The 18221-nt window shown below is 70.7% G+C and carries 17 protein-coding genes and 1 pseudogene; 9 read left to right on the forward strand and 9 right to left on the reverse strand.

The window, feature by feature from the left end; translation table 11 throughout:
- Positions 1–23 precede the first annotated feature (23 nt).
- Complete coding sequence (locus J7F03_RS25775; RefSeq protein WP_214953452.1) at positions 24–851, forward strand: polysaccharide deacetylase family protein; 828 nt, start codon at positions 24–26, stop codon at positions 849–851.
- Positions 852–911: 60 nt separating this feature from the next.
- Here J7F03_RS25775 and J7F03_RS25780 read toward each other — a convergent pair whose 3' ends face one another.
- A complete protein-coding gene (locus tag J7F03_RS25780; protein ID WP_214953454.1) occupies positions 912–2051 on the reverse strand; it encodes a serine hydrolase domain-containing protein in 1140 nt (379 codons plus the stop codon).
- Positions 2052–2246: 195 nt separating this feature from the next.
- Here J7F03_RS25780 and J7F03_RS25785 point away from each other — a divergent pair, with 195 nt between their 5' ends.
- The gene (locus J7F03_RS25785; RefSeq protein WP_214953457.1) at positions 2247–2876 is read left to right on the forward strand and encodes a hypothetical protein; all 630 of its coding nucleotides are present in this window, start codon (positions 2247–2249) and stop codon (positions 2874–2876) included.
- An 85-nt stretch (positions 2877–2961) separates the two neighbouring features.
- Here J7F03_RS25785 and J7F03_RS25790 read toward each other — a convergent pair whose 3' ends face one another.
- The 4 genes from J7F03_RS25790 to mgrA form a co-directional block, all read right to left on the reverse strand.
- Positions 2962–4254, reverse strand: a complete 1293-nt coding sequence (locus J7F03_RS25790) for an extracellular solute-binding protein (protein WP_308379965.1) — start codon at positions 4252–4254, stop codon at positions 2962–2964.
- A gap of 314 nt (positions 4255–4568) precedes the next feature.
- A complete protein-coding gene (locus J7F03_RS25795; RefSeq protein ID WP_214953459.1) occupies positions 4569–5186 on the reverse strand; it encodes an SMI1/KNR4 family protein in 618 nt (205 codons plus the stop codon).
- Positions 5187–5245: 59 nt separating this feature from the next.
- Positions 5246–5689 (reverse strand): DUF192 domain-containing protein, encoded by a 444-nt coding sequence (locus J7F03_RS25800; protein ID WP_214953461.1) that lies wholly within the window; start codon positions 5687–5689, stop codon positions 5246–5248.
- 351 nt (positions 5690–6040) lie between these two features.
- The gene (gene mgrA, locus J7F03_RS25805; RefSeq protein ID WP_214953462.1) at positions 6041–7078 is read right to left on the reverse strand and encodes an L-glyceraldehyde 3-phosphate reductase; all 1038 of its coding nucleotides are present in this window, start codon (positions 7076–7078) and stop codon (positions 6041–6043) included.
- A gap of 127 nt (positions 7079–7205) precedes the next feature.
- Between mgrA and J7F03_RS25810 the strand changes: the two genes are divergently transcribed.
- The 5 genes from J7F03_RS25810 (at position 7206) to J7F03_RS25830 (ending at position 13340) form a co-directional block, all read left to right on the forward strand.
- Positions 7206–7967, forward strand: a complete 762-nt coding sequence (locus J7F03_RS25810; RefSeq protein WP_214953541.1) for an isoprenyl transferase — start codon at positions 7206–7208, stop codon at positions 7965–7967.
- Between the two features lie 415 nt (positions 7968–8382).
- Entirely contained in the window at positions 8383–9699 is a 1317-nt protein-coding gene (locus J7F03_RS25815; RefSeq protein ID WP_214953464.1) for a PhoH family protein, read from the forward strand.
- 408 nt (positions 9700–10107) lie between these two features.
- Complete coding sequence (locus tag J7F03_RS25820; protein ID WP_214953543.1) at positions 10108–10824, forward strand: transglycosylase SLT domain-containing protein; 717 nt, start codon at positions 10108–10110, stop codon at positions 10822–10824.
- Between the two features lie 134 nt (positions 10825–10958).
- Positions 10959–12362 (forward strand): AI-2E family transporter, encoded by a 1404-nt coding sequence (locus J7F03_RS25825; protein WP_214953466.1) that lies wholly within the window; start codon positions 10959–10961, stop codon positions 12360–12362.
- A 264-nt stretch (positions 12363–12626) separates the two neighbouring features.
- Positions 12627–13340, forward strand: a complete 714-nt coding sequence (locus J7F03_RS25830; RefSeq protein WP_214953467.1) for a hypothetical protein — start codon at positions 12627–12629, stop codon at positions 13338–13340.
- A gap of 64 nt (positions 13341–13404) precedes the next feature.
- On the opposite strand, the gene J7F03_RS25835 is transcribed toward J7F03_RS25830, so the two are convergent.
- Together J7F03_RS25835 and J7F03_RS25840 are read right to left on the reverse strand one after the other, a co-directional pair.
- Positions 13405–13944: an alkyl hydroperoxide reductase gene (locus J7F03_RS25835; protein ID WP_214953469.1), complete on the reverse strand. Its 540-nt coding sequence runs from the start codon at positions 13942–13944 to the stop codon at positions 13405–13407.
- A gap of 3 nt (positions 13945–13947) precedes the next feature.
- A complete protein-coding gene (locus J7F03_RS25840; protein WP_214953472.1) occupies positions 13948–14502 on the reverse strand; it encodes a peroxiredoxin in 555 nt (184 codons plus the stop codon).
- Between the two features lie 135 nt (positions 14503–14637).
- Between J7F03_RS25840 and J7F03_RS25845 the strand changes: the two genes are divergently transcribed.
- Entirely contained in the window at positions 14638–15585 is a 948-nt protein-coding gene (locus tag J7F03_RS25845) for a hydrogen peroxide-inducible genes activator (RefSeq protein ID WP_214953474.1), read from the forward strand.
- Positions 15586–15762: 177 nt separating this feature from the next.
- On the opposite strand, the pseudogene J7F03_RS25850 reads toward J7F03_RS25845, so the two are convergent.
- Positions 15763–16047: pseudogene (locus tag J7F03_RS25850) on the reverse strand (ATP-binding cassette domain-containing protein); the annotation flags it as partial.
- Positions 16044–16568: a PadR family transcriptional regulator gene (locus J7F03_RS25855; RefSeq protein ID WP_214953476.1), complete on the reverse strand. Its 525-nt coding sequence runs from the start codon at positions 16566–16568 to the stop codon at positions 16044–16046. The pseudogene J7F03_RS25850 and the gene J7F03_RS25855, both read right to left, overlap by 4 nt.
- Positions 16569–16708: 140 nt before the next feature.
- Here J7F03_RS25855 and J7F03_RS25860 point away from each other — a divergent pair, with 140 nt between their 5' ends.
- Positions 16709–18196: a DUF2079 domain-containing protein gene (locus J7F03_RS25860; protein WP_214953479.1), complete on the forward strand. Its 1488-nt coding sequence runs from the start codon at positions 16709–16711 to the stop codon at positions 18194–18196.
- Positions 18197–18221 lie beyond the last annotated feature (25 nt).

The following is an 18221-nucleotide window of genomic DNA, read 5'->3' on the forward strand; positions in this document are numbered from 1 at the left end:
CTTGATGATCAAAGCAACGGTTCATGGCGCGCACGCACATGCAGGGCATACGGGCACGGATGGCCGTCGTCGGGGCGGCCGTGGCGGTGGCCGCGACGGTGTGGGGAGTGACGGCGATCGTCGATCCGGGCCGCGACACCAACCACGAGAACGTCTCCCGGCAGACGGACGACCCCGCGCCGGGAGGCGGCGCCACCGACCCGCAGGCGCCCGGCAATCCGGGGCGTCAGGTCCCGGACGGCATAGCCCACGCGTCGGAGAGCGGCGGCGACGCGGTCAACATAACCATCGACGACGGACCCGACCCCAAGTGGACGCCGAAGGTGCTCGAGGTCCTCGCGAAGTACGACGTGAAGGCGACCTTCTGCATGATCGGCCCGCAGGCCGAGGCCCACCCCGACCTGGTCAAGAAGGTCGTCGCGGGCGGCCACCGGCTCTGCGACCACACCATGGACCACGACACGGCGATGGACAAGAAGCCCCTCGACTACCAGCGCCGGCAGATCCTCGACGCGAAGAAGCTGATCGAGGACGCGGCGGGCGGCGGGGCCAAGGTGGAGTACTACCGGGCCCCCGGCGGCGCGTTCACCCCCGAGAGCAGGGCCCTGGCCGCCGCCAACGGCATGCGCCCGCTGGGCTGGAACATCGACAGCAAGGACTTCGAGAAGCCGGGGGCCGCGACGATCGTCAACACGGTCAAGGGCGAGATGAAGAACGGCCCGACCGTCCTCTTCCACGACGGCGGCGGCAACCGCACCCAGACCGTGGAGGCCCTCGACCAGGTGCTGGCCTGGCTGAAGGAACAGGGCCGGCCCACCGGCTTCCCGGTGGTCACCGGCCCCAGCTCCTGAGCCGGCCTCAGGGCCCCAGCGGACCCGGCACCCTGAGCCACCATCAGCCGCTGGCCGCCCTCAGCCCCGCGCCACCTTCAGGACCGCCGCCGTCAGGGGGCCGTTCTCCCCGGCGGCACCGCCGGGGAAGGCGAAGCGGCGGCGGGTGTAGCCGTACGCGACGCCCGTCACCGGGTCGGCGAAGCCCTGGGCGCCCGCCGCGCCCGAGTGCCCGAAGGCCTCCGGGCCGACCGCCGGCTGCCGCTTGAAGCCCAGGCCGAAGTGGTCGGCCTCACCCGTCACCAGGTCGGGGCCCAGCTCCGCCCCGTGCGAGCGCGCCACCTCGGCCGCCGTCCGCGCGGTCAGCAGCGCGGGCCGGCCGTCCAGGACGCCGATCGCGGCCGCGTACATCCCCGCGACGGCCCGCGCGGAACCGATGCCGCCGGCCGAGGCCGGGCCGAGGGCCCGTACCCGCGGGTGATTGGCGAAGGCGACCAGGTCCGCCGGCGGATCGCAGTGCAGGTTGAAGGCCACCGGCAGCAGCTCCGGAGCAGTCGCCGCGCCCTCGGCGCCCTCGGCCTCCTGCTCCGGCGTGGGCACCATCTCCAGGACCGGCCGCCAGCGCCCTTCGTGCGCCTCGGGCAGTCCCATGTACAGGTCCAGCCCGAACGGCGTGCGGATCCGCTCCTCGTACAGCTCCTGGATCGAGCGTCCCGTCGCCCGGCGCACGACCTCGCCGGTCAGCGCGCCGATGACGTAGGCGTGGTAGCCGTACGCCGTCCCCGGCTCCCAGTACGGCCGCTGCCCGGCCAGCCGCTCCGCGATCAGCGCGTCGTCAGCGAGCTCGTCGTAGTCGAAGCCCTCGGCGGTGTTGACCAGTCCGGACTGGTGCGCGACCAGCTGCCGCACCGTCAGCCGCTCCTTGCCGTCCCCGGTGAACTCCGGCCAGTACGCCGACACCGGCCGGTCCAGCTCCAGTACGCCGTCCTGCGCGAGCAGGGCCACCACCAGGTGGGCCGCGCCCTTGGTGACCGAGAAGACCCCGCTCAGGGTGTCCGCGCCGGTGTCCTCGCCCGCCCAGAGGTCGACCACGCGCCGGCCCCGGTGGTGCACCGCGAGCTGCGCCTCCGGCGAGATCCGCTCGGCGGCCACGAAGGCCTCGAACTCCTCGCGCACCGGCTCCCAGCCCGCCGCCACCGTGCCGCTCACGTCCACAGTCATCGTCTTCTTCCCCCCGGTCGGGCCGGTGCTGCGGACCGGCTTCCGCACACGCCAACACGGAGTCGATCACCGGATATTCCGGCCCGCGCGGCGGCCCCGGTACCGGCCCGCGCGGCGGACCGCGCCGCCGATCTCGTACGGGTGAAAGGGCGCCCGGCGTCGTTCCGGCCCGCCGGAGGCCCCGTTGGGCCGGGCATGAAGCGCACCCGCATTGCCGCTCTCGCCCTCGCCACCGCCGCGGCGGCCCTCGCCCCCGCCCTCTGCCAGGGGTCCGCCACCGCCGCCGACGGCACGGCGTACCTCCAGGACCCGAGTGGAGGGGAGAAGGCGATGAAGTCGATGTGGACGAAGGACGACATGCACAAGGTGGAGGCGCAGTTCCGCTTCCAGCCGGGCATCCGGTACAAGACGGTGACCCGGCCCGGCCCCAAGGGTGCCGAGGACTTCGAGCGAAAGGTCCCCGACCCCAAGACCCTGGCCTGGGAGCCGGGGTACGAGTTCGCGTGGTCGGTCGCGGACTCGCAGGGGGTGAAGAAGATGCTGACCACCAAGGACGGCAAGCACCCGATCGTCGTGCACGCCGTGCTGCGGAGCGCGAACCGCGCCAAGGCCGCCGAGGTGCACCAGGAGCTGACGAACCGGCCGGCGACGGGCCGGGCGAAGGTGCCGGGCGGCAAGCGCATCGCATGTGACACCGGGAAGTACACGGTGGAATGGTCGGTGACCCGCACCGGCTACGGCACCCTCACCGGTTCTCTGGCCTGGGACTCCGACTGCGAGCAGTACCGCACGGCGTTCACCCCGCACAACCAGGGCGCCGGCTGAGGGCTGTCCGGGCGGTGGGCCGGCCGCCCCGCGCACCTTGTGGGTGCGCGGCGGGCGACGGGGCCGCGGCTCGGAGAAGGAGGGCTCAGTGCTTCTTGGAGGCCTCGCCCGCCTTCGAGGCGATCTCCTCCAGGACGGTCTTCGGGTCGCCGCTCGGGTCCACGGCCCGCCCGATGTTGCGCTTGATGGTGTCGCTGACGGTCACCCAGGACGGGTCGTTGACCGGGTAGAGCTGGGCGCCGCGCAGGGCGGTCAGGAACTCGGTGTCGGTCTTGTCCATGCCGCCGCTGCCGGCCAGGGTGCGGGAGGCGGAGACGGTCGACGGCAGCAGGTGGTAGCGGCCGGCGAAGTCCGAGAGGTTCTTGTCCTGGTAGAGGAAGTCCAGGAACGTGCCGATCTCGGCGCGGTGGCCGCGCTGCTTGAACGCCATCATCCAGTCGGCCACGCCGACGGTCGGCGTGCTCTCCCCGGAGCCGAGCATGTCCGAGATGGGCATCGCGACGGGACGGACCTCGATGCCCTTGGCGCGCGCCTCGTGGGCGAGCGACGGGTAGCCGTTGACCATGCCGACCTCGCCGCGTGTGAAGGCCGCGAAGGCGTCGGCGCGGTTGAGCTGGGACGGCGGGGTGGGGCCGAGCAGGCCGGGGGCGACCAGGTTGTCCTTGATCCACTTGAAGGTCTGGATGTTCTGGTCGGAAGCCAGGCTGTAGTTCCCGCTGTTGTCGGCGTAGCCGCCGCCGTTGCTGAGCTCCCAGATCATCGCCTCGGCGTGGGCCTCCTCCGGGCCCAGGGGCATGGCGTACGGGTACTTCACGCCCTTGTCCTTGAGCGCCTTGGCGGCGGCCTTGAGGTCTGACCACGTCTTGGGGGATTCCTTGAGGCCGGCCTGCTTGAACAGGGCCTCGTTGAGGAAGAGCAGGCGGCTGCTCGCGACGAAGGGCAGGCCGTAGAGGGTGTTGCGGACGGATCCGGCCTCGGCGAGCGGCTGGAGGAAGTTCGCTTCGGCGGTGACCGAGAGGAGTTCGTCGGCGGAATAGAGCTTGCCCTGCGCCGCGAAGTCCGAGTAAGCGCCCATGAGGGCCATGTCCGGCGCGTTGCCGGCCTTGACCATACGGGAGACTTCGCGGTCGATGTCGGCCCACGGAAGCAGCTGGACCTGGACCTTGATACCGGGGTTGGCGGCGGTGAAATCAGCCGTCACCTTGTCCCAGAACTCCTTGGAACTGTTGGCGGTGCCGTCGCCGTATTCGGCGGCGACGAGGCGGAGCGTGTTGCCGTCACCTGCGTCGCTTCCGTCCGAGCCGCCGCAGCCGGCCAGCGGTATCAGCAGACCGAGCACGACCGTGGTGGCGGCCGTGCCGAAGATTCTTCGTCGCACGGGTGTATTCCCCTGATTTTCTTTTGAGGCGCGTTATTACTTATGAGTCACTCCGGGCTGTGGTGTCCCTCCGTGGCCCGTTGGCCGGAATTCTCTCCCGGGCAAGGGTGATTGGTTCCATTGGGTCGGCACTTGTGGTCAATGCTCCAAGTACGGCATTTCCGAATGGTGTTTTCCGATATGTGATCACCAATTCGGACGCGCGTAGACATGCCGAAACGCCCGTTTCCGGCCGCGGAACGGGTTGAAGGGGACTCGGGGGAGCGAGGGGGGAGCGGGAGGAGCGGGTGGCGGGAGCGGGGGAGGGTCCGGCGTCAGTCGGAGAAGTCGCCCGCGTACGGGTCGGGCTCGCCCGTCTCGGGGTTGCGGCCCTCCTGCCAGCGCCGCTGGGCCTTCTGCCAGTGCACGAAGCTGAGGTGGCCGCCGTCCCAGAAGGTGATGCTGACCGGGCTCACGTCGAACTCGTCGGAGCACAGCCGGTACAGGAACTCGCCCATGCCGTACGGGTACACGGCGAAGGAGTCGGCGGTGTGGCGGCCCACCACCAGGACGGGCCAGCTGTCCGGGTCCGGATCGGTCGTCAGCCAGCACAGGATGTCGGAGCCGCCCGTGACTCCCCAGGCGAGGATCGACTCCGGGTCCACGTCGAAGGCGGCCCGGCCGCCCTCGGCCTCCCAGATCTGGCGGGCGTTGGCGGTCTCCTCCGCCATCTGCGCCGGGTCCCACTGGAGCCCGGGCTTGGGCAGCGGCAGCAGCACGCTCGCCTCGCCGTTGATGGAGCCGGCGCCGAAGCGGCCCATGAAGGCGATGAAGTCGGCGGGGAATCGGCTGCCCCAGACGGCCTCGGCCGCCTGCCAGTCGATGTCCTCGTCGGCTCCGTGAGTCGCCGGCATGATCTGCTCCAGCGCTTTGATGCGCGCGTTCTCCGTCATGCCGCTCCCCTGCCACCCCAGCTCAACCGCCCCAACCTACCGCCGGGGCGGGACCCCGCCTAGCGCGAGTCGAGACGGACCCGGAGGGTGGACCCTACGCGCAGCCCCCAGGCGGCCATGGCCCCGGCCTCGGCTTCCAGGACGTGGCGGGAGCGGAGCCGGGGGAGTCCGAGCCGGCCGGGGGGCATGGTGGTCAGCGCGATGACCCTGAGCCGTCGGTCCAGATAGGCCACGTCGATGGCGAAGCGCATCCGGAACGTGTGCACGCTCGCGGCCGGGGTGAGGAGCATCGCCCCGTCGATCCCGTCCCGTCCGAGCAGCCCCCGCGTCCGGGCCGCGTAGGAGGCGGCCACCTCCACGCGCACCTCCGCGCGCACCTCCGCGGGCACCTCCACAGGGGCGCCGGCCGGCGCTCCCGGTACTGCCCCCGCCCCCGCCGGCCCCGGCGCCGGGCCGAGGTCGAGCGTGGCCCCGCCGTCGCGCCAGTGCCCCCTGATCCGCATGCCGGTCAGCGTAGGGGGTGTCCCGCCGATCAGGCCGGGTCCGCGGCTGATCCGGCCTGAGCGGCAGGACACCCCTGGGCGTCAAGCCGGCGCCCGGACCCGAGGTCCCTCCTGGGGGGTACGGCCGCCCAGGGCCGAGTACCGGCTCAGGCCGGGCCCCGCATGCCTCGTAGGGCGGTTTCGGCTCACCGGAGTGCTGCTGGACGGCTCCGGAGCGTAATCGTGTCGCGGCAATGCACGCAGCGGGCTTTACGAAGGGTTATGGTGGAACCCCCCCCTCGGGCCGGTCCGTATCCCCCCCACGGACCGGCCCGTTTTTTGTGCCCCGGACCCGACGGGCAAAGCCGCAGGTCAGTCCCGCTGGGCCCAGATGTTGGCGCCGGGGGTGGACACCGCGAAGGAGTCGATCTCCTTCAGCTCGTGCTCCGACAGCGGTGCGCCGGACAGGGAAGCCACGTTCTCCTCGAGCTGCTTCACGCTCGACGCGCCGATCAGCGCCGACGTCATCCGCTCGTCGCGCAGCACCCAGTTCAGCGCCAGCTGCGCCAGCGTCTGGCCGCGCCGGGCCGCGATGTCGTTCAGCCCGTTCAGCCGGCGTACGACGTCCTGCGACAGCAGGGCCGGGTTCAGGGACTTGCCCTGCGTGGCCCGCGAGCCCTCCGGGATGCCCTTGAGGTACTTGCCGGTCAGCAGGCCCTGCGCGAGCGGCACGAAGGAGATGCAGCCCATGCCGGCCTCCTCCAGGGTGTCCAGCAGGCCGTCCTCCTCCGTCCAGCGGTTGATCATGGAGTAGGAGGGCTGGTGGATGAGCGGGCGGACGCCCATCTCCCGCAGCAGCCGGGCCGCCTCCGCCGTCTGCTCCGCGGTGTACGAGGAGACGCCCACGTACAGGGCCTTGCCCTGCTGGACCGCGGACGCGAGCGCGCTCATGGTCTCCTCCAGCGGGGTGTCCGGGTCGAAGCGGTGCGAGTAGAAGACGTCGACGTAGTCGACGCCCATCCGCTTCAGCGACGCGTCCAGAGACCCGAGCAGGTACTTGCGGCTGCCCCACTCGCCGTACGGCCCGGCGTGCATCAGGTATCCGGCCTTGGTGGAGAGCACCAGCTCCTCGCGGTGGGACGCGAAGTCCTGCGCGAAGATCTTGCCGAAATTGAGCTCGGCCGAGCCGGGGGGCGGGCCGTAGTTGTTCGCGAGGTCGAAGTGGGTGACGCCGAGGTCGAAGGCCCGGCGCAGGATCGCCCGCTGGGAGGCCAGCGACGCGTCGTCACCGAAGTTGTGCCAGAGGCCGAGGGAGATGGCGGGGAGCTTCAGGCCGCTGCGGCCGGTGCGCCGGTACTCCATGGAGTCGTAGCGCGAGGGCTCTGCCCGATAGGGATTGTTTTCAGTCACGTTGTCCTCCCTATCACGGACTCGTGACATGACCGAGTTGGGTACCCGATCCCGCCGCGCAGTAATGTGGCGGACTCGGGGGTACCGCATGTCGCACGGGGGCATCGCACGGAGGGGCTGGAAGATCGTGAAGCTGCGCGACCTGGTGTACAGGCTCTACGCACGCCGGGTGGAAGGCCGCCTCGACCATGATGCGGCGCCCAAGCACATCGGCGTCATTCTGGACGGGAACCGCCGCTGGGCGAAGGCGTCCGGAGGGACCACGGAACAGGGCCACCAGGCCGGTGCCGACAAGATCTCCGAGATGCTGGGCTGGTGCACCGAGACGGACGTCGAGGTCGTCACCCTGTGGATGCTCTCCACGGACAACCTGGACCGGCCCGAGGTCGAGCTCCGCCCGCTGCTCAACATCATCGAGAACACGGTGCGCGGCCTCGCCGCGGACGGCCGCTGGCGCGTCCACCACGTGGGCAACCTCGACATCCTGCCCGCCGGGACGCAGAACGTCCTGAAGGAGGCCGAGGAGGCCACCCGGGGCGTCGACGGGATACTCGTCAACGTCGCCGTCGGCTACGGCGGCCGCCAGGAGATCGCCGACGCCGTCCGCTCGCTCCTGCTGGAGCACGCGTCGAAGGGCACCTCCTTCGAGGAGCTCGCCGAGATCCTCGACATCGACCACATCGCGGAGCACCTCTACACGCGCGGTCAGCCCGACCCGGACCTCGTGATCCGCACCAGCGGCGAGCAGCGGCTGTCCGGATTCATGCTGTGGCAGAGCGCGCACTCCGAGTACTACTTCTGCGAAGTCTTCTGGCCCGCCTTCCGCAAGGTCGACTTCCTGCGCGCCCTGCGCGACTACGCCGCCCGCCACCGGCGCTACGGCGCCTGAGTCACCCGCGCGACTCCTCGTACGGCACCTGACCTGCGGGTGTCTGACGCCCCCTCGGCACCCCACGGCGCGCCCGGACCCTTCCGCGGCGCGCCGTCTCCGTGCTCCCGTACGCCCCTCCCCGCCTTCGGGACCCTCCGCGCGAGGCCTTCACCAGGGATTCACCGAGCGTCCGTCATATGCCATGGCATGGCTGGACCCATTCGGGGAATACCCCTTGCAGGTCGACGCCCGATCCACGGGTGTCGAGTCTCAGCGGACGGCATGGGGTCGTCCGCCCGGGAGGCCCTTTGCATCAGGACGCACGTGCGGTTCGCACGGACGGAGTGGAGGGCCGGAAATCGGCCCGCGCATGGGTGCCGATGACCGGTCCGGTCTTCATGGCCCGACCTCTTCCGAGGGGGTACGTCCTTCCGTGGTGACCAGCACAAAGCGCCGCCTGCCCGACAGGCGGACCTACGTCCTCGACACCAGCGTCCTGCTGGCAGACCCCAACGCGATCTCCCGCTTCGACGAGCACGAGGTCGTGCTCCCGATCGTGGTGATCACCGAGCTGGAGGCAAAGAGGCACCATCCCGAACTCGGCTACTTCGCACGTCAGGCCCTGCGCCTGCTCGACGACTTCCGGGTTCGCTACGGTCGCCTCGACGCACCCATCCCGCTGGGCGATCTCGGCGGCACCCTGCGTGTCGAGCTCAACCACTCCGACCCGAGCGTGCTCCCGGCGGGCTTCCGACTGGGGGACAACGACTCGCGCATCCTCGCGGTCGCCCGCAATCTCCAGGCCGAGGGATACGACGTCACGGTCGTCTCGAAGGATCTCCCGCTGCGCATCAAGGCCTCCTCCGTGGGGCTGATCGCCGAGGAGTACCGCGCGGAGCTCGCGATCACCGATGCCGGCTGGACCGGCATGAGCGAGCTGGCGCTCTCCGGCGAGCAGGTGGACCTCCTCTACTCCGAGGAGCGGCTCCACGTGCCGGAAACGGCGGAACTGCCCGTGCACACCGGACTGGTCCTGCAGTCCGAGCGCGGCAAGGCGCTCGGCCGCGTCACCGCCGACGGCAACGTGAAGCTCGTACGGGGCGACCGCGAGGCCTTCGGGCTCCACGGCCGCAGCGCCGAGCAGCGGATCGCCCTCGACCTCCTCCTCGACCCCGAGATCGGGATCATCTCGATGGGCGGCCGGGCCGGCACCGGAAAGTCGGCACTGGCGCTGTGCGCGGGCCTGGAGGCCGTGCTGGAACGGAGGCAGCATCAGAAGGTGATGGTCTTCCGGCCGCTGTACGCGGTCGGCGGCCAGGACCTCGGCTACCTGCCCGGGGACGCGTCCGAGAAGATGAGCCCCTGGGCGCAGGCGGTCTTCGACACCCTCTCGGCGGTCGCCGGGCGCGAGGTCATCGAGGAGGTGCTGACCCGGGGGATGCTGGAAGTCCTGCCGCTCACGCACATCAGGGGCCGCTCGCTGCACGACGCCTTCGTGATCGTGGACGAGGCGCAGTCGCTGGAGCGCAATGTCCTGCTGACCGTTCTGTCCCGGATCGGGGCCAATTCGCGGGTCGTTCTGACCCACGACGTGGCCCAGCGGGACAATCTGCGGGTCGGCCGCTACGACGGAGTCGTCGCCGTGGTCGAGAAGCTGAAGGGGCATCCGCTCTTCGCGCACGTCACCCTGACCCGCTCCGAGCGCTCCCCGATCGCCGCGCTGGTCACCGAGATGCTGGAGACCCTGTAGGTCGAAACAGGGCGAAAACCCCGGTAAAAAACCCATAGCGGGAAGGCGAGTTGGCGCCGTCCGGCAAAGGCCCGAAAGCCTAGCCGGACGGCGCCTTCGCGCACAGGGCTTCGACGAAAACAACGGTGTCCTGCCAGGTGTGACCTTTCCCACGCAACGGATAATTGCCCTGCGGTGTCGCGGTCCGGCAGAGTCTGTTTTCCGTCAGGCCCCGCATACGGCACACCTGTATCTCCCGTGAGATGCGCGCAGTACCACTAACTCCACAACTGATCGCCGTATGCCGCCCGGAGCATCACGAGGCACTCCCGCAAGGGAGTTGCCCACGGGCCCGCGTCTCCAGTGACCGCACCACCATGGAGGCCAGTGTCGAGGGGCACTCTTGCGCCCGCGTGGTCACTGCGGACGCTGCTGGAAGGACACCGTGTGAGCCGGATCTCGGTTCGGGGGTTCGCTGTGGCTTCGGCCACGGCGGTCACCACCGTCGGCGCAGTCGTGGGCGTTGCCACTGGCGACCCCGCCTCGAACGATCTCGAGACGACCGCGTCCGGGACGACTCTCCTCACCGACATCCCGGTCGGCGAGCAGGCTCAGGTCCAGAACGCGTCCCTGACGCAGCAGGCCGACGCCATCGCCCACGCCGCCGACTCCGACGCCAAGCGCTCGGCCGAGGAGGCGGCCCGCCTCCAGGCAGCCCAGGACGCCAAGTCCAAGAAGGCCGACGCCCAGAAGGCCGCGGACGAGAAGGCGAAGAAGGAGCGGGACGAGAAGGAGCAGGCTGCCAGCCGTTCCGCCTCCCGCGACGGAGCCGACTTCGCGCTCCAGCCCTCCTACACGGTCGCGCAGGTCAAGGCGATCGCCCAGCAGATGGTCCCGGCGGGGCAGTTCCAGTGCTTCTCCAAGATCATCAACCAGGAATCCACCTGGAACTACCAGGCCGTGAACAAGTCCTCGGGCGCCTACGGTCTCGTCCAGGCCCTTCCCGGTTCGAAGATGGCCTCGGCCGGCGCCGACTGGCGCACCAACCCCGCCACCCAGATCGAGTGGGGTCTCAACTACATGAACGTCCGCTACGGCAGCCCGTGCGGAGCCTGGAACTTCCACCAGGCCAACGGCTGGTATTAGACACCGGGCACGAAAGGCGCCCCCGCGCCTCAACCTCGAGGAGCCCCGCACCGTCCTACGGTGCGGGGCTCCTCGCGTGTACGGTCTTTCGAGGTGTGTCCGGGTATGCGGTGCGGCGGGGGGAAGGGAACGACATGGCGAAGACGGCAGGCTGGCTCGGCCGGCTCGGGAGCAAGCTGAGCCACGTGGAGGCGCGGCTCGCGGAGCGGCGCGCCGAAGTCGAGGCCGAGACCTCCGGTGATCTGCCGCTGCGTCCCGCCGGCCCCGTGCCCGCCGTGACCGCAGAGGGGCCCGGCGGCGCTTCGGCCTCCGCTTCCGCCGCGTCCGCGCCGGCGGGCGCCGAACACCCCTCCGCGGGCTACGCCGTCCCGCTGCGCCCCGACCCGGTGAGCGTCATCCCGTGGGGCGTGCGCGTCGCCGCCGAGGCGAGCTGGCGGCTGCTGCTCCTCGCCGGGATGCTCTGGGTCATGATGAGGGTGATCAGCGAAGTCCGCCTGGTCGTCCTCGCCTTCGCCGCCGCCCTCCTGGTCACCGCCCTGCTCCAGCCGTTCGTGGTCCGGCTGCGCCGGCTCGGCATGCCGCGGGGGCTGGCCACCGCCGTCACCGCGATCCTCGGCTTCGTGGTCATCGGACTGGTCGGCTGGTTCGTGGTCTGGCAGGTCATGGACAACCTCGACCAGCTCTCCGACCGGGTCCGCGACGGCATCAACGAGCTCAAACTCTGGGCGCTGGACAGTCCGTTCCACGTGACCGAGAAGCAGATCAACGACATCGCGAAGAACCTCAGCGAGACCATCGGGACCAACACCGAGCAGATCACCTCCGCCGGCCTGCAAGGCGTCACGGTCCTCGTCGAAGTGCTGACGGGCATGCTGCTCGCGATGTTCTCCACGCTCTTCCTGCTCTACGACGGCAAGCGCATCTGGACCTGGACGATGGGCCTGCTCCCGGCGGCCGCCCGCCCCGGCGTGGCCGGCGCCGGTCCGCGCGCCTGGCGCACCCTGACCGCGTACGTGCGCGGCACGGTCCTCGTCGCCCTCATCGACGCCATCTTCATCGGCCTCGGGCTCTACTTCCTCGACGTGACGATGGCCGTGCCGCTCGCCGTCTTCATCTTCCTGTTCGCCTTCATCCCGCTCGTCGGCGCCGTGGTCTCCGGAGCCCTCGCGGTGGTCGTCGCGCTCGTGACCCAGGGGCCGTTCACCGCGCTGATGGTGCTGCTGGTGGTCCTGGCGGTGCAGCAGATCGAGGGCCACGTGCTCCAGCCCTTCATCCTGGGCCGGGCGGTACGGGTCCACCCGCTCGCGGTGGTGCTGTCGGTGGCGGCCGGCGGCCTGATCGCGGGCATCGGCGGGGCGGTGGTCGCCGTCCCGCTGGTCGCCGTCACCAACACGGTGGTCGGCTACCTGCGGGCCTACTCCCGCGACCAGCTCCACCCCGGGCCCGCCCCGGTCGGGCCCGCGCCGCACGGGGCGACGGCCCTGAGCCGGACGCCTTTCGAGGCGGGGCAGACGCGAACAGGCGACAACCGAGCCTGAGTCCGACGGCGGGAGCTCCGGCTCGCCGGGACCGCCCGCCGCCGCTGCGGTACGCGCCGACGCCGCGCCCGTGCCAGGGGCGAAGCTGCCCCGGCCCTGGCTCCCGTACGACATCCAGGTCTCGGTGCGGCTGCACGAACGGAGCGGCCGAGGGGAGCGGCAAAGGCACCGAAACCCGACCCCGACACGATCCGGGCTGCGATGATCGACGACATGCACGTCCTCATGGAGGCGCTGCGCACGTAGTCGCGGGAGGGGCGGGGAATGATCGGCGAGCCCGAGATCGACGGGGACTGGGACACCGCGGGGCCGGCCGCGGTGACGGAGGTGGAGCCTGAGCCTTCGCGCGAGCGGGTACGGGGCCCGCGCGCCCCGTGGCTGTGGGCGCTGGGCGGGGTCGTGGTGGCCTCGGCGGTGTGGGCGGGCGCGCTGGCCGCGCAGGATCGTTTCTCCAGCGCTCCGCGCATCGACTACCGGCACTCCGGCGACCTGTGCAAGGAGGTCGACTTGAAGGTGCTCGGCCAGACCGTCGGCCGGACCTTCGAGGGGCGGCAGAGCGGCGAGGGCGTGGACCCCGCGCAGGACTGGGCGTATTGCCACGTCGGCATGCGGTACGAGAAGGGATCCGTCCTGTACGCGACCCAGGTGCTCGTCGAGCTGCACAAGAAGGGCGACCCCGCCGAGGAGTTCGCCAGCGGCCCGGGAACGACCCCGGGGACCCGGCTGAACCTCGGGGAGCGCCGCGAGGTGCCGGGGCTCGGAGACCGGGCGGTGCTCGACCCGTACTACGCGGACAGCGGGAAGCGGCTCATGGTGCTCGACGGAGGGGCTGTCTTCACGGCGACCGTGGAGTGGTACCAGCAGACGGCGGACGAGGGCGGCGTGGTCCCCGGCGGCGCCGCCGGCGTCGACGAGGACGCGATCGAGGCGGCGATGATCGAGGACGTGCGGGCGTTGATGGCGAAGCTGCGGCGCTAGGAACGCAGACACGTGAAGGGGCCCCACGACCGGAGTCGTGGGGCCCCTCCTTCCGTACGGGGTGTCACTCGCCCGCGAGGGCGGCCTCGGAGTCGAGGGTGACGGCGACGGCCTGGATCACCGAGGCGATCTTGAAGGCCTCCTGGACCGTCTCGCGGTCGACGCCGGCCTTGCGCAGGACCTGTTCGTGCGAGTCCAGGCACTGGCCGCAGCCGTTGATCGCGGAGACGGCGAGCGACCACAGCTCGAAGTCGACCTTCTCCACGCCCGGGTTGCCGATGACGTTCATCCGCAGGCCCGCGCGCAGGTTGCCGTACTCCGGGTCGGAGAGCAGGTGGCGGGTGCGGTAGAAGACGTTGTTCATCGCCATGACCGCGGCGGCGGACTTGGCGGCGGTGTACGCCTCGGGCGACAGGGCCGCCTTCGCCTCCGGCTCCAGCTCACGCAGGACGCGCGGGGAGCGGGCGGCGATCGCGCAGGACAGGACCGTGCCCCACAGCTGCTGCCGGGAGAGGGTGTCCTGGTTGCCGATGACCGAGCCGAGGTTCAGCTTCAGGTCCTTGGCGTAGTCCGGTACGGCGGACTTCAGGGAGTCGAGGGACACGGGTCACTCACCGGCCAGCAGCGCGCCGGCGTCGATGGTGTTGTCGCCCTTGGTCCAGTTGCAGGGGCACAGCTCGTCGGTCTGCAGGGCGTCGAGGACCCGCAGGACCTCCTTGGGGTTACGGCCGACGGAACCGGCGGTCACCATGGAGAACTGGATCTCGTTGTTCGGGTCCACGATGAAGACGGCGCGCATCGGCAGGCCGTCCGCGCCGAGGATGCCGAGGTCGGCGCAGAGCTCGCGCTTGATGTCGGACATCATCGGGAAGGGCAGGTCACGCAGGTCGGCGTGGTCCTTGCGCCAGGCGTGGTGCACGTACTCGGAGTCGAGGGAGAAGCCGAGGATCTGGGCGTCGCGGTCGGCGAACTCGTCGTTCAGCTTGCCGAAGGCGGCGATCTCGGTCGGACACACGAAGGTGAAGTCGAGCGGCCAGGAGAACATGATCTTCCACTTGCCCTCGTAGGTCTTGTGGTCGATCTGCGCGAACTCGCCGCCGGCCTCGAGCGAGACGCAAGCGGTCAGGTCGTAGGTGGGGAACTGGTCGCCGACAGTGAGCACGTGCTCTCCTTGCGGAAAGGAAAGTAACCCTTTTGGGGGCTTTCCAAGGGGGTTGGACGGATCTCACATGCTGACACACCTGCATTGATTGTGGAAATAGCTAGTCTAGAGACGAGTGATCGGAGGTGCCTATCAGTGGCTGTGAGTCATAGGGGAGCGAAGCAGGCGACGCTCGCGCAGCTGCGGGCCTTCGCCGCCGTCGCCGAACACCTGCACTTCAGGGACGCGGCCGCCGCCATCGGCATGAGCCAGCCCGCCCTGTCCGGAGCCGTCTCGGCGCTGGAGGAGGCGCTCGGGGTGCAGCTGCTGGAGCGGACCACGCGCAAGGTGCTGCTCTCGCCCGCCGGGGAGCGGATCGCGGTCCGCGCGCGGTCCGTGCTCGACGCCATGGGCGGACTGCTGGAGGAGGCCGAGGCGGTGCGGGCCCCCTTCACCGGGGTGCTGCGGCTCGGGGTGATCCCCACCGTGGCCCCGTACCTGCTGCCGACCGTGCTCGGGCTCTTCCACCGGCGCTACCCCCGCCTCGACCTCCAGGTGCACGAGGAGCAGACGGCCTCGCTGCTGGAGGGGCTGGCCGGCGGACGGCTCGACCTGCTGCTGCTCGCCGTTCCCCTCGGGGTCCCCGGGATCACCGAACTGCCGCTCTTCGACGAGGACTTCGTACTGCTCGTGCCCCGCGAGCACCCGCTCGCCGGACGGGCGGACATCCCGCGCGAGGAACTGCGCGGCCTGCACCTGCTGTTGCTGGACGAGGGCCACTGCCTGCGCGACCAGGCCCTCGAGATCTGCCGGGACGCGGGGCGCACCGCCGGGGCGGACGTCACCACCACCGCGGCCGGGCTGTCCACCCTCGTGCAACTGGTCGCGGGCGGGCTGGGAGTCACACTGCTGCCCCGCACCGCGCTCCGGCTGGAGACCGCCCGCAACGAGCAGCTGGCCACCGGGTACTTCGCCGAGCCCGCGCCCTCGCGGAGGATCGCCGTCGCCATGCGCACGGGAACAGCCCGGCAGGAGGAGTTCCGGGCCGTCGCCGACGCACTGCGCGAAGCCGTACGCCCGCTCCCCGTCTGGCTGACGGACTAGGGAACGGGCGTACGGGACCGCGTGCGCGGCCCGGGGCCGGCTACTCCGTACGCAGCCCGTCCGGGCGCATGAGCCGTAGCAGCGCCGGCAGACTGAGCAGGGTCACCAGAACGCTCACGCCCCCGCCGATCCCGGCCATCGCCGTGACCGGGGCCCAGTCGATCCGCACCGGAACGGCCGGCCGAACTGGAAGACGAAGCCGAACTCGCTGCGGCGCAGGGTGCTGCGCTCGGCGTCGTTCATGGCGGAGAGCCTGCGTCCGGCGTAGGTGATGGTGCCGGAGTCGGGGGTGACGATCCCGGCGAGGCAGTGCAGCAGGGTCGACTTGCCGGAGCCGGAGGGGCCCATGACGGCGACGACCTCGCCGGCGCGGATGGAGAAGTCGGCGCCGTCGAGGGCGTTGGTGGTGCCGTACGCCTTACGCAGGCCCGTGGCGCTGAGCAGGGTGCCGGACGGGGTCATCGGCGTACCTCCTGGGCGAGCTGGTCGAGGCGGGCCGCGGCGAGTTCGAGCCACCGCAGGTCGGCCTCGAGGTGGAACAGGGCGTGGTCGCAGACGAGTTGGTCCGCGAGGTCCCCCTCACGCTTGCGCTGGGTCAGGACGCGCATCAGGCGCAGGTGCTCGGAGCGCTGGGTGTCCAGGAGCTGCTGGGCGCCGCGGCCGGTGAGGAGGGCCAGTACGACCTTGGTGTAGAGGGTCGACTGGAGGTAGGGCTCGGGCTTCTCGGGCTGGGCGAGCCAGCTCTCGACGTCGGTGATGCCGGCGTCGGTGATGGCGTACCGCTTGCGCTCGGGACCGCCGCCGCTCTCGATCCCGTCGACCTCGACGAGACCGTTCTTCAGGAGCCTGGACATGGTCGAGTAGACCTGCCCGTAGGCGAGCGGTCGGTCGTGGCCGAATCTCTCGTCGAAGGCCCGTTTGAGGTCGTAGCCGTGGCGGGGGCCGGCCTCCAGGAGGCCGAGCAGGGTGTGACCGATGGACATGCCGGTGACTATACACAAGGTGTATACGCACGATGTATAGCGCCACGCGCAGCCGGCGGTGTCTGCCATTCGAAGGAATCTGCCCACACGGGAGACAGCTCCGGGCCCGGCCCGTGACGTTGCTGGCATCTTGAAGGTTCATGCGAGCACCCACCGGCAACGCCGCCGCCCTCCCACCGCAGCAGACAGGCATCGAGGAACGGACCACGCCGAAGCCGTCCAAGGAAAACCGCCCCGAAGCCGACTGGTGGATCTGGGCCATGGCGGGGGCGCTGTTCTTCGCCTACATGGCCCTGTCCCTGCGGATCCACGAACGCCTGCTCTCCCGCAGCTTCGACCTGGGGATCTTCGTACAGGTCGTGCGTTCCTACGCATCGGGGCACCTGCCCGTCTCCGAGGTCAAGGGGCCGGACTTCCCGGTCCTGGGAGACCACTTCTCTCCCGTCCTGGCCCTTCTGGCGCCGCTGTACTGGCTGTGGCCGTCGGTGAAGGTGCTGCTCGTGGCGCAGGCCGCGCTGGTCGCCGGGAGCGTGCTGCCGCTGGCCTTCTGGGCCCGCCGGACGCTGGGCTCCGCGGCCGCCGCGGTCATCGGCACCTGTTACGGCGTCTCGTGGGGCATCGCGAGCGGGGTCTCCTCCGACTTCCACGAGTGGGCCTTCGCCCTTCCGCTGCTCACACTCTCCCTGACGGCCCTCGGCAGCGGCCGGCTGCACGCCGCCGCGTACTGGGCGCTGCCGCTCCTGCTGGTGAAGGAGGACCTCGGTCTCACGGTGGCCGTGATCGGCCTGGTCATCGCCTGGCAGGGCGGGCGGGGCGGCCGCAGGCTGGGGATCCTCACGGCAGCGGCAGGCGTGGCAGGCACCGGGCTGGCCCTGCTGGTGCTGAGCGCCTTCCACCCCGGCGGGTTCGCCGGCTACCGCCTCTCCCACAACCCCGGAGGCGGTGCGGCCGGCGGGTCGGAGGGTGGCGCGCTGGAACTCCTCCACCAGCTGACGCTCGGTCTCATCACCCCGCAGGAGAAGGTCACGACCCTCATCCTCGTGCTGGCTCCCACCCTGTGCCTGGCCCTGCGCTCTCCGCTCGTGCTGATCGCCCTGCCGTCCGTGCTGTGGCGCCTCGCCTCGAACTACCCGGACCACTGGAGCACCCGCTACCACTACTCGCTGCTGCTCATGCCGATCGTCTTCGTGGCATTCGTCGACGCCCTGCACCGGCGGGGTTCCGGCGGTCGCAGTCTGTACCGCTATCTGGCGGGCTCCGCGGCGGTCACCTTGCTGCTGCTGCCGCACTTCCCGTTGTGGCAACTGGTCCAGCCGGCGACCTGGGAGACCGATCCCCGTATCGCGGTGGCCCACAGCGTGATGGACGAGATCCCCGACGGCGCCACGGTCCAGGCGTCGACGTATCTGGTGCCCCACCTCGCCGACCGCACCAGCGTCAGCCTCTACGGCTGGCCGGACAGCCGCCCCCATCCGGAGTGGATCGTCGTCGACACCAAGGTCGCACCGCAGCTGCGGTGGCCGCTGTCGGTGGTGGAGGAGTCCATTGCCCTCGACCGGGCGCGGAACGAGGGGTACCGGATCGCGGCCCAGGAGGACGGCTTCGTCCTCCTGAACCGCCGGTCCTGAACCGCCGGCCCCGGTACCGGGCCCC

It is taken from the genome of Streptomyces sp. ISL-43 (assembly GCF_018614195.1).
In the GTDB taxonomy this organism is placed as follows: Bacteria; Actinomycetota; Actinomycetes; order Streptomycetales; family Streptomycetaceae; genus Streptomyces.